General features: G+C 61.3%; 11 protein-coding genes. 4 read left to right on the forward strand and 7 right to left on the reverse strand.

What is annotated here, in order from left to right; translation table 11 throughout:
- Positions 1–90: 90 nt before the first annotated feature.
- From M5G17_RS06170 to M5G17_RS06180, 3 genes are all read right to left on the reverse strand, one after another.
- Positions 91–1683, reverse strand: a complete 1593-nt coding sequence (locus tag M5G17_RS06170; RefSeq protein WP_273892182.1) for an ABC transporter substrate-binding protein — start codon at positions 1681–1683, stop codon at positions 91–93.
- Between the two features lie 253 nt (positions 1684–1936).
- Positions 1937–3562, reverse strand: coding sequence for an ABC transporter substrate-binding protein (locus M5G17_RS06175; protein ID WP_273892108.1), 1626 nt, complete (start codon positions 3560–3562; stop codon positions 1937–1939).
- Between the two features lie 313 nt (positions 3563–3875).
- On the reverse strand, positions 3876–4592 hold the full coding sequence (locus M5G17_RS06180; RefSeq protein WP_273892109.1) for an SIMPL domain-containing protein: 717 nt from the start codon (positions 4590–4592) through the stop codon (positions 3876–3878).
- Positions 4593–4794: 202 nt separating this feature from the next.
- Here M5G17_RS06180 and M5G17_RS06185 point away from each other — a divergent pair, with 202 nt between their 5' ends.
- Together M5G17_RS06185 and M5G17_RS06190 are read left to right on the forward strand one after the other, a co-directional pair.
- Positions 4795–6051: an ATP-binding protein gene (locus M5G17_RS06185; RefSeq protein ID WP_273892110.1), complete on the forward strand. Its 1257-nt coding sequence runs from the start codon at positions 4795–4797 to the stop codon at positions 6049–6051.
- On the forward strand, positions 6051–6611 hold the full coding sequence (locus tag M5G17_RS06190; protein ID WP_010223415.1) for a response regulator transcription factor: 561 nt from the start codon (positions 6051–6053) through the stop codon (positions 6609–6611). Before M5G17_RS06185 ends, M5G17_RS06190 begins: the two co-directional genes overlap by 1 nt.
- A gap of 59 nt (positions 6612–6670) precedes the next feature.
- Here M5G17_RS06190 and M5G17_RS06195 read toward each other — a convergent pair whose 3' ends face one another.
- Both M5G17_RS06195 and M5G17_RS06200 read right to left on the reverse strand, forming a co-directional pair.
- On the reverse strand, positions 6671–6862 hold the full coding sequence (locus M5G17_RS06195) for a hypothetical protein (protein ID WP_130263247.1): 192 nt from the start codon (positions 6860–6862) through the stop codon (positions 6671–6673).
- Positions 6863–6876: 14 nt separating this feature from the next.
- Positions 6877–8517 carry a phospholipase gene (locus M5G17_RS06200; RefSeq protein ID WP_273892113.1) on the reverse strand — a complete coding sequence of 547 codons (1641 nt, stop codon included), beginning with the start codon at positions 8515–8517 and terminating at the stop codon, positions 6877–6879.
- A 180-nt stretch (positions 8518–8697) separates the two neighbouring features.
- Between M5G17_RS06200 and M5G17_RS06205 the strand changes: the two genes are divergently transcribed.
- On the forward strand, positions 8698–9639 hold the full coding sequence (locus M5G17_RS06205; protein WP_273892114.1) for an AEC family transporter: 942 nt from the start codon (positions 8698–8700) through the stop codon (positions 9637–9639).
- A gap of 52 nt (positions 9640–9691) precedes the next feature.
- The gene (locus M5G17_RS06210) at positions 9692–11065 is read left to right on the forward strand and encodes an amino acid permease (RefSeq protein ID WP_273892116.1); all 1374 of its coding nucleotides are present in this window, start codon (positions 9692–9694) and stop codon (positions 11063–11065) included.
- 22 nt (positions 11066–11087) lie between these two features.
- On the opposite strand, the gene M5G17_RS06215 is transcribed toward M5G17_RS06210, so the two are convergent.
- Complete coding sequence (locus M5G17_RS06215; RefSeq protein WP_273892117.1) at positions 11088–11465, reverse strand: carboxymuconolactone decarboxylase family protein; 378 nt, start codon at positions 11463–11465, stop codon at positions 11088–11090.
- Positions 11466–11475: 10 nt separating this feature from the next.
- Positions 11476–12519 (reverse strand): calcium/sodium antiporter, encoded by a 1044-nt coding sequence (locus tag M5G17_RS06220; RefSeq protein ID WP_273892183.1) that lies wholly within the window; start codon positions 12517–12519, stop codon positions 11476–11478.
- Positions 12520–12569: the final 50 nt, after the last annotated feature.

Consider the following 12569-nt stretch of genomic DNA (forward strand, 5'->3'; position numbering starts at 1 on the left):
GGTTGCAAACGAGTTGTGCAAGGCATTCGGGTATCTTCAGGCTGAACGCCGACGCGAGGGTGCGGTACACCCCCGTGAACGGTTCAGGTTCTATTCGGTACTGACGCCTGAGAAGTTGTTGCGTCCGAAAGGACTTACCTTGAAATCCACGACCTTGGCACTGAGCGGCTGGTTGACCGTCGAGTGGGCGATCGGGGTAATGGGCAATTGCTGTTTCAGGCGCTGTTGCGCCTGTTGGTAAAGGGAGGTGCGTTGCTCGCGATCGGTAATGGTCTTGGCTTTCTTGACCAGTGCGTCGTACTGCGGGTCGCACCACATGGAGTAGTTGTTGCTGCCAATCGCGTCGCAGCTGTACAGGGTGCCCAGCCAGTTGTCCGGGTCACCGTTGTCGCCGGTCCAGCCGATCAGCGAGATATCGTGTTCACCGTCCTTGGTGCGCTTGAGGTATTCGCCCCATTCGTAGCTGACGATTTTCACTTTCAAGCCGACCTTGCCCCAGTCGGCCTGGAGCATTTCGGCCATCAGCTTGGCGTTGGGGTTGTACGGGCGTTGCACGGGCATGGCCCAAAGAGTGATTTCGGTACCTTCCTTGACCCCGGCGGCCTTGAGCAGTTCGCGAGCCTTGTCCGGGTTGTAGCCGGCATCCTTGAGGGTTTCGTCGTAGGACCACTGGGTTGGCGGCATGCTGCCAACCGCCAGTTGCCCGGCGTGCTGGTACACCGCCTTGACGATGGCCGGCTTGTTCACCGCCATGTCCATGGCCTGGCGCACTTCAAGCTGGTCGAAGGGTTTGTGTTGCACGTTGTAGGCGATGTAGCCGAGGTTGAAACCGGGCTTTTCAATGACCTGCAGTTTTGGGTCGTTCTTCAGTGCGTCGAGGTCAGCCGGTCGTGGGTGCAGGGTGACCTGGCATTCGTTCTTGCGCAGCTTCTGGATGCGTACCGAGGGGTCGGTGTTGATCGAGAAGATCAGGTTGTCGATCTTCACCTGGCTCGGGTCCCAATACTCCTTGTTGCCCTTGTAGCGAATCTGCGAGTCCTTCTGGTAGCGCTGGAACACGAACGGGCCGGTGCCGATCGGTTTCTGGTTGATGTCGCTGGGGCGCCCGGAGCTCGTGAGCTGCTCGGCGTATTCAGCCGAAAGCACGGCGGCAAAACTCATCGCCAGGTTTTGCACAAAGGCGGCATCAACACTGTTGAGGGTGAAGACAACCGTCATCGGCCCGGTTTTTTCGACCCGGGCGATGTTCTTGTCCAGGCTCATGCTGACGAAGTAAGGAAATTCGGTGGGGTAGGCTTTGCGGAACGGGTGTTCGCGATCAAGCATCCGATTGAAGGTGAACAGCACGTCGTCGGCGTTGAATTCGCGGCTGGGCGTGAAGCCCTTGTTGCTATGGAACTTGACCCCTTCGCGCAGGTGGAAGGTGTAGCTCAGACCGTCGTCGGAAACGTCCCAGCTTTTCGCCAGGGCCGGCTTGACTGCCGTGGCACCGCGTTCGAATTCCACCAGGCGGTTGTAGATCGGTTCGGAGGCGTCATTGTCGGTGGCGCTAGTGTACTGCGCGGTATCAAAGCCGCCCGGGCTGCCCTCGGAGCAGAACACCAGGTTGTTGGCCAGGCTAACGGGAGCCTGGGCGAGCAGGCCCAGTCCCAGCAATGCTGCGTAAATCGGGGTATAGCGCATGACGATCCCTTCTTTCTTGTTGTTTTTCACGCGGTCCATGGCGCACAGCCGTGCGAATCGCGCCGACTGCGCTGCACCCTGACGGTAGGACCATCACGGAGCTGCGGGTAGGTACGATTACGCAGAGGTGTGTAGGAGGTGTCCGGTAGGGCGTGCGACGTTTCCGTGTCGATGCGCTAGCGGTTGACCTGCCAGGCCATCAGGTTGCGGCCCCGGTCGCCGTGTGGCGTGCCGGGGCCGTTCCGGTTGGCTGCTACTTGGTCACGCTGACCCCATAGAAGGAGTTCAAGCCAAATGGGCTGATCTTGAAGTCCTGTACCTTTGAGCTCATAGGTTGATACACCGTCGAGTGAGCGATGGGTGTCATCGGAACCTGGTCTTTGAGGCGGTGCTGGGCCTGCTTGTACAGCTCGGTGCGCTTGGCCTGGTCGGAGGTGGCCTTGGCCTGCTTGATCAGCTTGTCGTACTCCGGGTCGCACCATTTGGAGAAGTTGTTGCCTTCCAGGGCGTCGCAGCCGAACAGGGTGCCCAGCCAGTTGTCCGGGTCACCGTTGTCGCCGCTCCAGCCAATCAGCATGGCGCCGTTCTCGCCGCCTTTGGAGCGCTTGATGTACTCGCCCCACTCATAGCTCATGATCTTGGCCTTGATACCGATCTTGGCCCAGTCCGATTGCAGCATCTCGGCCATGAGTTTGGCGTTGGGGTTGTACGGGCGCTGCACCGGCATGGCCCACAGGTTGATCTCGGTGCCTTCCTTGATGCCGGCTTCCTTGAGCAGTTGCTTGGCCTTCTCCGGATCGTACTTGGCATCCTTGATGGTGGTGTCGTAGGACCATTGGGTTGGCGGCATGGCGTTGACCGCCAGTTGGCCGGCGCCCTGGTACACCGACTTGATGATCTCCTGCTTGTTCACCGCCATGTCCAGCGCTTCGCGGACCTTGAGCTGGGCCATGGGGTTGGGCTCGTTGCTGCCCTTGATCTTGTCCATCACGTTGTAGGCGATGTAACCGAGGTTGAAGCCGGCCTGGTCAGGCATCTTCAGGTTCGGGTCTTTCTTGAGCGGTTCGATGTCGGCCGGGCGCGGGAACAGGGTGACCTGGCACTCGTTCTTCTTGAGCTTTTGCATGCGTACCGAGGCATCGGTGGTGATGGCGAAGATCAGGTTGTCGATCTTCACGTCCTCGGGTTTCCAGTAGTCCTTGTTGCCCTTGTAGCGGATCTGCGCGTCTTTCTGGTACTTGCTGAACACGAACGGGCCGGTGCCGATCGGCTTCTGGTTGATGTCGGCGGGCTTGCCCTGCTTGAGCAACTGGTCGGCGTATTCGGCGGACTGGATCGAGGCGAAGCTCATGGCCAGGTTCTGGATGAACGCGGCATCGACGCCATTGAGGGTGAACTTGACCGTGTGCTCGTCGAGTTTCTCGACCTTGGCGATGTTCTTGTCCATGCCCATGTCGGTGAAGTACGGAAACTCGGTCGGGTATGCCTTGCGGAACGGCATGTCCTTGTCGAGCATCCGATTGAAGGTGAACAGCACGTCGTCGGCGTTGAATTCACGGGTCGGCTTGAAGTAATCGGTGGTATGGAACTTGACCCCTTCACGCAGGTGGAAGGTATAGGTCAGGCCATCGTCGGAAACATCCCAGCTGGTCGCCAGGCCCGGGATGACCGCAGTGCCGCCACGCTCGAACTGGCTCAGGCGGTTGAAGAGCGTCTCGGCTGAGGCATCGAAGTCGGTTCCGGTGGTGTACTGGCCCGGGTCAAAGCCCGCAGGGCTGCCTTCGGAGCAAAACACCAGGTTAGTCGCCGCAAAGGCAGAAGGGGCGCCAGCAAGCAAGCCTGCGCTGACCAGAAACGGAATGACCGCGTGTTTGAGCATGGTGGCCTCATTGTTGTCATTTTTGATTTGAGGGGGCCTTGTGAGCCGACCTGCGGATACTTATGCAGGCCCCATACCCAATGCAACACTCAAAGGGATGTGTGATAGCAAACAGTGGGACGAACGTACATGAATGTCGCATTCGTATAATTTTTTACGAAGTTGATCGTTTGCGAGGGGTGTTTCAGCGTGTTTCGAAGACGTTATCTCTGGTTTTAGTCAGTCTGCGCACTAAATTGGAGCATAAGTTGCTACGGGTAACAGGGAGCGCGACAGCCGAAGCTGCCGCGAAACAGCGCAAAAGTAACGTCGCTCAGGGCATCTGGACTTCGATGGTGCCGTCGGCGCTGATATTGACCTCGCTGGTGCCGGCTTCGATTTCCGGCGCGGCGGCTACGTCTTCAGCCATGCCGGCTTTCATCATCATCGGCGCGCTACGGGCATAAGGACGTGGGTAGCCACTGCTGTTGAGGTTGAGGTTGACCACTTTGTAGCCTTTGCCGCCCAGTGCCTCGGTGGCCAGTTGGGCGCGAGCCTTGAAGGCGTTGACGGCATCCTTGAGCAGTTCGTCTTCGCTGGTCTTGCGCGTGGTTGGAGCGATGGAGAAGTCCATGCCGCCCATTTTCAGGTCCTGCAGCAAGGTGCCGGTGAGTTGCGACAAGGCCGGGAAGTCGGCGCTTTCCAGGCGCAGCTCGGCGCGCTCGCGCCAGCCGGTGATCTTCTGACCCTTGCTGTCGTAGATCGGGTAGCTGTTGCGGCTGCCCTGGCTGATCTTCACTTCCTTGACGTCACGCGCCTGCTTCACCGCCTTGTTCATGGTTTCGGTGATTTGCGTGGCCAGCTTGCCGGGGTCGGTATTCTGCGCTTCGCTGTACAGGGACACGACCATCAGGTCGCGGGCCACTTCCTTGCTGACTTCGGCACGCAGCGAAATCTGGTTGTAGCGTGGGGCTTCTTCAGCCAGGGCCGGAAGGCTGGCCAGCAAGCTGGTAGCCATGACCAGGGCGGCGCTGCTGCGGGTGATAGACATGTAGGACTCCTTGAAAATTGACGCGTGGAGGTTGAAGGATCCAATCCACGTTGGCCCATGAGACTGGCAAAAGTGTAGTGAGGTTCAAAATGGCCATCATTGTTATGTAAAAAAGTGTGGCGCTTTGCCGCATCACTGCAGACCAGGCCACAGCTTCGGTATACTCGCGACGATTCGCCTGGAGCACTCATCAGGAGAGCTCATGCTCGCCCCCGTCCAAATGTTGTCTGCAACCCGTCAGAACCTCTGGCGCCTGACCTTCATCCGCATCCTGGTGCTTGCTGCCCAGGCCGGTTCGGTCGGTGTCGCCTACTGGACCGAGCTGCTGCCGCTGCCGTGGCTGTCGCTGGTCATCACCCTCGGCCTGTCAATGCTGTTATGTGCCTTCACAGCCCTGCGTTTGCGCCTGACCTTGCCGGTCACTGAACTCGAATATGCCTTCCAGCTGGCCTGCGACCTGCTGATCCACAGTGCCTTGCTGTATTACTCGGGAGGGTCGACCAACCCCTTCGTGTCCTATTACCTGGTGCCGCTGGCAATCGCCGCGGTGACCTTGCCCTGGGTCTATTCGCTGATTCTTTCCGGTATCGCCCTGGCGGCCTACAGCTTGCTGCTGGTGCAGTTCTATCCGCTGGAAACCTTCCCCATGGCCCGGGAAAAGATGCAGGTCTACGGCATGTGGCTGAGTATCGCCCTGGCTGCGGCGGTGATTACCTTCTTCGCCGCGAAGATGGCCGAAGAGCTGCGTCGCCAGGAGCAGTTGCGTGCCGAACGCCGTGAAGAGGGCCTGCGTGACCAGCAACTGCTGGCCGTGGCCACCCAGGCTGCCGGTGCCGCCCACGAACTGGGCACGCCGCTGGCAACCATGAGCGTGCTGATCAAAGAGATGCGCCAGGATCACAGTGACCCGCTGCTGCAAGAAGACCTGGCGGTGTTGCAGGATCAGGTCAAGCTGTGCAAAGAGACCCTGCAGAACCTGGTGCGCGCCGCCGAAGCCAACCGGCGCCTGGCGGTCGAGACCCAGGAAGTGACCTTCTGGCTCGACGAGGCGCTCAACCGCTGGCACCTGATGCGCCCCGAGGCCAGCTACCGTTTCCAGCGCCTGGGCCAAGGCAGCGTGCCACGCCTGGCGCCACCACCGGACCTGACCCAGGCCCTGTTGAACCTGTTGAACAACGCCGCCGATGCCTGCCCGGATGACCTGGAAGTACGCCTGGACTGGGATGCCCAGGACATGGTGATCAGCATCCGTGACCATGGCCCGGGTGTGCCGGCGGCCATCGCTGAATCGATCGGTAAACCTTTCTTTACCACCAAGGGCAAAGGCTTCGGTCTTGGCCTGTTCTTGAGCAAGGCCAGCGTGACCCGTGCTGGCGGCTCGGTAAAACTCTATAGTCATGAAGAGGGCGGTACGCTCACTGAGCTGCGCCTGCCGCGTGACGCGCGAGGAGATGTGTGATGAGTGATGAAATCCAGGTTGAAGGCGAAGAGCTGCCGCACCTGCTGCTGGTTGACGACGACGCCACCTTTACCCGGGTGATGGCCCGGGCCATGAGTCGCCGCGGCTTTCGCGTGAGCACCGCAGGTTCTGCCGAAGAGGGCCTGAAAATCGCCCAGGACGACGTGCCTGATTACGCCACGCTGGACCTGAAAATGGACGGCGATTCGGGCTTGGTGCTGCTGCCCAAGTTGCTCGAGCTGGACCCGGAAATGCGCGTGGTGATCCTCACCGGCTACTCGAGCATTGCCACGGCAGTCGAGGCGATCAAGCGCGGTGCCTGCAACTACCTGTGCAAGCCGGCCGACGCCGACGATGTACTGGCCGCCTTGCTCTCCGAGCACGCCGACCTCGACAGCCTTGTGCCGGAAAACCCGATGTCGGTGGACCGCCTGCAGTGGGAACACATCCAGCGCGTGCTGACCGAGCACGAAGGCAATATCTCCGCCACGGCTCGGGCCCTGGGCATGCACCGGCGGACCTTGCAGCGCAAACTGCAAAAGCGCCCGGTTCGGCGCTGATCGCAAATCGCGGGGCAAGCCCGCTCCTACAGTGGGAGCGGGCTTGCCCCGCGATCAATCTACTTGCCGCCGAGGATCGTTCGATCCACGCGCACGGCCAACTGCCCGGCTCCAGGCGCGGCAGCAAACACCACCTTGCCCGTTTCAGCCAGCTTGGCCCGGCTGATCACCACGCCATCGCGCAGCAGTTCCAGGGGTACATCCTTGAGTGACTGGCCCGACGCCAGCTCAATGTTCAGGGTAATGCTCATGGGTGATTTCCTTATCACAGGTGTTGATCGATATAGGTCGTGGTCGCCGCATCCAGCGAGGCGATCAGTTCCGGCGAGCCGCCGCGGAACTGGCGGAACAGGTTGCGTGCAACCGACTTTCCGGAAGTGTCCAGCGGCACCGACAGAGTCGGCTGGAAGCGCTCGCTCAGTTCGGCATAGGCACTCCACGGGCCGATGTAGGACTCGTTCAGGCCATTGACCACGCTGACGGCATAGCGCACGGCATGGCCGGGCAGCCAGTTCGGCTGGCTCGGGACTTGGGTCTGCCAGCCGTCGGCGCGAATGCTCGGGGCACCGACAGGGGCTTCGAGGTAGCCGGTGGGTTTGTTCGGGGTGTAGTCCTTGAGCAACAGGTAAGTGCTCCAGCCCCACCAGTTGTCGATCTGTGCCGTGTCATTGAGGTTGTTGACGTCGGCGCGGCGCATCAGCTTGCCGTTGCGCAGGGCGAACAGCGGGGCGAAGTTGCCAGGCACCTGGCCTTGTACGGCCGCTTGCAGGTCGGCGGCGATGCGCAAGGCGCCATAAGCATTGGGTGCAGGCAGGGTGCCGCTGTCGAAGGCCTGGAAGATCTCGTCGGCAGACTTCTGCACCGCCAGACCCACCTGCTTGCGGTTGGTCACATCGATACTGTCGAAGTAGCGCTTGTCGCCATAACCGCGCCAGGTATCGCCTTGAGCGTTGCGTAGCACCAGGCCATATTTGCTGTCTTCGTCGTGCATGAAGCGCGAGATCAACGAGCCAAGGTCGGCCGGGGTGACGTTGTCCTTGATCGCCTTGCGCGGCACCCGCACATGGCCGGCCGAGAACAGGTCGGTGAGGAAGTGGTCGGCAAAGGCGTTCATTGCATAGGCCAGTTCCAGCTGTTTGTCATCGCCGCTGGCCCCTGCCTTCACGGCCTGGCGCAGGGCGGCGGTGTGCCCGGCGATATAGGCCAGCAGCGCCCATTCGCCGAAGTGGTCCCAGTTGCTGGCGGCAAGCTTGAGGTAGCGGCCCAGTGGGAACATCGCCGAGACGACGCTGCCGCCGCCGGTGATCTTGTTCCATTCCTCCGAGAGGGTATCGCCCAGTTGGTCGTAGGCTTCGTGAGGCTGGCGGCCGTCTTTGATGGCCTGGTTGGCAGCGGTGATTTCGCGCTGCATGACCGCAAGGATTTCGCCGGCTTCTGCCCGGGAGGCGGGCAGTACGGCCAGCGTATCGAAGGCGGCGGCAAAGCGTTGGACGCGTTCTTCGGCAGTGGCGCCATCGGCAATCGGCCGCTCGGGAACGCCATAGAAATCACCGCCCAGGGCGACGATCTGGCCGTAGCTGAGGGTCAGGCCATTGGGCAGGTGCAGGGCCACTTGCCAGGCCGGAATCGGTGCGCTGTCCTGGTTGAAGCGCAGCAAGGTGTGGTCGCCGATGGCGGTGTGTTCGCCGCCCTCGAAGCGCAGCACCGGTTCGCTGACTACGGGCGGTTTGGCGGCCAGGCCGAGGCGGTGGTACTTGATGGTGTGATGGCCGTCGAGTACCAGCACGATGCGGGTATCGGGGCTGGAAATCTTGATGCCGTCAACGCTGAACAGGGCATCGAGATCGGCGACCAGGGTGGTGGCGAGCGCTTTTTGCGCGTGCAGTCCGGTTTGCATACCTGACATATTCAACTCCTTTGAGATGTCATGGATTCAAAAATAACTGTATGTATGTACAGTTGTTTTAATCATATCCAAACCATTTCCTACGTCAATAACTCTTTTTTCTTACGCCGAAATACGCTGCATCATTAGGTGGCTGACGTATCATTAGCCGCCTAACGACAGTCATCGGGACCGCCCTGCATGCTCGCCCTTTTTATCCAGACGCTGAACATCACGGCGCCGGTGTTCGCCATGCTGTTCATGGGCGTGCTGCTCAAACGCATCAAGGCCATCAACGACAGCTTCATTCACACCGCCTCGTCGCTGGTGTTCAACGTGTGCATGCCGGCGTTGCTGTTTCTGGGGATCTATCACGCCGACCTGACTGCCGCGGTCAAACCCGGGTTATTGGTGTTTTTCGTGGTCGCTACCCTGGGCAGTTTTGCCCTGGCCTGGGGCTTTGCCCTCTGGCGTTGCCCTCGAGAAGATCGCGGGATCTACACCCAGGGCGGCTTTCGCGGCAACAACGGGGTGATTGGCCTGGCGCTGGCCGCCAGCATGTACGGTGACTACGGCATCTCGTTGGGGGCGATCCTCGCCGGCCTGGTGATCCTGCTGTACAACTCGCTGTCATCGGTGGTGCTGGCGGTGTACAGCCCGAGCATGAAGTCCGACCCCTGGAGCATCTTCAAGAGTATCCTGCGCAACCCGCTGATCATCAGCGTGCTGCTGGCCACGCCCATGGCCTACGGGCAAGTGCCACTGCCGAACTGGTTGCTGACCTGCGGTGATTACCTGGCGCAGATGACCCTGCCGCTGGCGTTGATCTGCATCGGCGGTACCCTGTCGCTGGCTTCATTGCGCGAAAGTGGCGGCCTGGCGCTCAGTGCCAGCCTTGTGAAAATGCTCTGGCTGCCGGTGATCGGTACCCTGGCCGCCTGGCTTTGCGGCTTTCGCGGGGCGGAGCTGGGCATCCTGTTTTTGTACATCGGTAGCCCGACCGCCGCTGCCAGTTATGTCATGGCCCGGGCGGCCAACGGTAACCATGAGCTGGCCGCCTCGATCATCGTAATTACTACGCTGATGGCTGCCATAACCACGAATATCGGCATTTTCCTCTTGCAGTGGGGCGGCTGGATCTAGATTCTGTGCCGACAATAAAACCGACACTGCCTTCCACCTTCAAGGACACTTCATGCAAGAACAGACCCCTCCGGAGCGATTACAGCGCGGGTTGAAAAATCGCCATATCCAGTTGATTGCCCTGGGTGGCGCCATCGGTACCGGCCTGTTTCTTGGCATTGCCCAGACCATTCAAATGGCCGGTCCGTCCGTGCTGCTGGGCTATGCCATCGCCGGGCTGATGGCGTTCTTCATCATGCGCCAGTTGGGCGAGATGGTGGTCGATGAGCCGGTTGCCGGCAGCTTCAGCCACTTTGCCCACCGCTACTGGAACGAGTTCGCCGGTTTCGTTTCCGGCTGGAACTACTGGGTGGTCTATGTGTTGGTTGGCATGGCCGAGCTTACGGCCGTGGGCATCTACGTGCAGTACTGGTGGCCGGACTTCCCGACCTGGGCGACGGCGGCGATCTTCTTCGTGGTGATCAACCTGATCAACCTCACCCAGGTGAAGGTCTATGGCGAGATGGAGTTCTGGTTCGCCCTGGTCAAGGTTATCGCCATTGTCAGCATGATCGGCTTTGGTGCCTGGTTGCTGGCCAGCGGCAATGGTGGGCCGGACGCCAGCGTGGCCAACCTGTGGCAGTACGGTGGCTTCTTCCCCAATGGCTTCACCGGTTTGCTCATGGCCATGGCCGTGATCATGTTCTCCTTTGGCGGCCTGGAACTGGTCGGTATCACCGCAGCCGAAGCCGACAACCCGCGCTACAGCATTCCGCGCGCCACCAATCAGGTGGTCTACCGCATCCTGATCTTCTACATCGGTGCCCTGGCAGTGCTGCTGTCGCTGTACCCATGGCAGAAGGTGGTGCAGGGCGGTAGCCCGTTCGTGATGATCTTCCACAACCTGGACAGCAGCCTTGTGGCGACCATCCTCAACGTGGTGGTGCTGACGGCGGCGCTGTCGGTGTACAACAGTTGCGTGTACTGCAACAGCCGCATGCTGTTCGGCCTGGCCAGCCAGGGTGATGCGCCGCGGGCCTTGCTCAAGGTCAACCGTCGCGGCGTGCCGCTGACCGCCCTGGGCGTTTCGGCGCTGGCGACCGGTCTGTGCGTGCTGATCAACTACCTGATGCCGGGCGAGGCCTTCGGCTTGCTGATGGCCCTGGCGGTGTCGGCGCTGGTGATCAACTGGGCCAGCATCAGCATCACCCACCTGAAGTTCCGCCGCGCCAAACAGGCGGCTGGCGAGTCGAGCTTCTACAAGAGCTGGGGACACCCGGTGACCAACTACCTGTGCCTGGCGTTCATCGGCCTGATCCTGGTGGTGATGTACCTGACCCCGCCGATCCGCATTTCGGTGCTGCTCATCCCGGCCTGGATCGCCACCCTGGGCGTGGCCTTCTGGCTGAAAAAGAAGAGCGCAAAGACCGCCGTCGTCAGCAACTGACGGCCTTGCCCGAAGTGATCGTTCAGCCCTGCGGGTAGCTGTCGATCACTTCCTGGGCGGCGCGAAAGGCATCGACCGCCGCCGGTACACCGGCGTACACCGCGCAATGCAGCAGCGCCTCGCGAATCTCCTCGACCGTACAGCCGTTGTTCAAGGCGCCACGCACGTGGCCCTTGAGCTCTTGCGGGCACTTGAGTGCGGTGAGGGCGGCGAGTGTGATCAGGCTGCGGGTTTTCAGCGGCAGGCCGTCGCGGCTCCAGACGCTGCCCCAGGCGTGTTGGTTGACGAAGTCCTGCAGTGGCTGGCTGAACTCGGTCGCGTTGTTCAGTGCGCGGTCGACGAAGGCATCGCCCATGACCTGGCGGCGAACCTGTTCGCCGGTTTTGTTGCTATCGCCCATGTTGTTTTCCTTAGTGTTGGCGGCGCCAGGCACGCAGGGTGGTGTATAGCAGCAACGCCCCCAGTGCTGGCAGTGCATAGAACAGCATTAGTTTTTCAAGCCGGCTGGCCAGTGGCATGCCGGTGGTGAAGGCCACTACGTGCAGGCCATAGGCCAGGTACAGGCCGAGGAACACCAGGCCTTCGGCGCGCGTCACTCGGTAGCCCGAGTAGAACACCGGCAAGGCCAGCACGGCGACGCCGAGCATTACCGGTAAGTCAAAGGCCAGGGCGTTGGGCGAGATCGACAGGGGCGCGGGGGCCACCAGCGCGGTCAGGCCGAGCACCGCCAGCAGGTTGAACAGGTTGCTACCGATGACGTTGCCCACGGCGATTTCCCGCTCGCCGCGTAGGGCGGCGATCAGCGAGGTGGCCAGCTCCGGCAGGGAAGTACAGACGGCAACCACGGTCAGGCCGATGACCCGCTCCGACAGACCCAGGTCCTGGGCCACCTCTACCGCTGCTTCCAGCAGCAGATGGCCGGCCACGCTGAGCAGGCCGAGCCCGGCCAGCATTATCAGCACGCTGACCAGCCAGAACCGGCCACCGCGCTGCGGGCGCGGGCCTGGAGCGGGGTAGGTGCGGGCATGGTGGCGGGACTGGTGCCAGAGGATCGCCAGGTAGCCGAGCAGGCCGCACAGCAGCAGGCCCCCTTCCAGGCGGCCGAGCAGTTCGTTGAGGGCCAGCAGGTACACCGCAAGGCTTGCGCCGATCATCACTGGGATGTCCAGGCGTACCAGTTGGCGCGAAACCCGCAGCGGAATGATCAGGGCAGCCAGGCCCAGGGTGACCAGGATGTTGAAGATATTGCTGCCAATTACGCTACCGACGGCGACATCCGGGGCGCCGGTGTAGGCTGCCTGCAGGCTGACGGTCAGTTGCGGTGCGCTGCTGCCGAACGCCACCAGGCTCAGGCCGATGATCAGTGGCCGTACCTGCAGGCTGGCGGCCAGGCGCAGGGCGGCGCGTACCAGCAGTTCGGCGCCGGCGATCAGCAGCAGCAGGCCGATGCTCAGTTGCAGCAGGCTGAAAGTAGGTAAAGCGGCCAGGTCGAAAATGGTCGTGC

It is taken from the genome of Pseudomonas rubra, assembly GCF_028656935.1.
GTDB lineage: Bacteria > Pseudomonadota > Gammaproteobacteria > Pseudomonadales > Pseudomonadaceae > Aquipseudomonas > Aquipseudomonas rubra.

What these genes read in the sequence shown, in the direction of transcription:
- M5G17_RS06210 (WP_273892116.1), top strand. Translation starts at nt 9,692, where the DNA reads ATGCAAGAACAGACCCCTCCGGAGCGATTACAGCGCGGGTTGAAAAAT.
- M5G17_RS06170 (WP_273892182.1), bottom strand. Translation starts at nt 1,683, where the DNA reads ATGCGCTATACCCCGATTTACGCAGCATTGCTGGGACTGGGCCTGCTC.
- M5G17_RS06190 (WP_010223415.1), top strand. Translation starts at nt 6,051, where the DNA reads ATGAGTGATGAAATCCAGGTTGAAGGCGAAGAGCTGCCGCACCTGCTG.
- M5G17_RS06215 (WP_273892117.1), bottom strand. Translation starts at nt 11,465, where the DNA reads ATGGGCGATAGCAACAAAACCGGCGAACAGGTTCGCCGCCAGGTCATG.
- M5G17_RS06205 (WP_273892114.1), top strand. Translation starts at nt 8,698, where the DNA reads ATGCTCGCCCTTTTTATCCAGACGCTGAACATCACGGCGCCGGTGTTC.
- M5G17_RS06175 (WP_273892108.1), bottom strand. Translation starts at nt 3,562, where the DNA reads ATGCTCAAACACGCGGTCATTCCGTTTCTGGTCAGCGCAGGCTTGCTT.
- M5G17_RS06185 (WP_273892110.1), top strand. Translation starts at nt 4,795, where the DNA reads ATGCTCGCCCCCGTCCAAATGTTGTCTGCAACCCGTCAGAACCTCTGG.
- M5G17_RS06195 (WP_130263247.1), bottom strand. Translation starts at nt 6,862, where the DNA reads ATGAGCATTACCCTGAACATTGAGCTGGCGTCGGGCCAGTCACTCAAG.
- M5G17_RS06180 (WP_273892109.1), bottom strand. Translation starts at nt 4,592, where the DNA reads ATGTCTATCACCCGCAGCAGCGCCGCCCTGGTCATGGCTACCAGCTTG.
- M5G17_RS06200 (WP_273892113.1), bottom strand. Translation starts at nt 8,517, where the DNA reads ATGTCAGGTATGCAAACCGGACTGCACGCGCAAAAAGCGCTCGCCACC.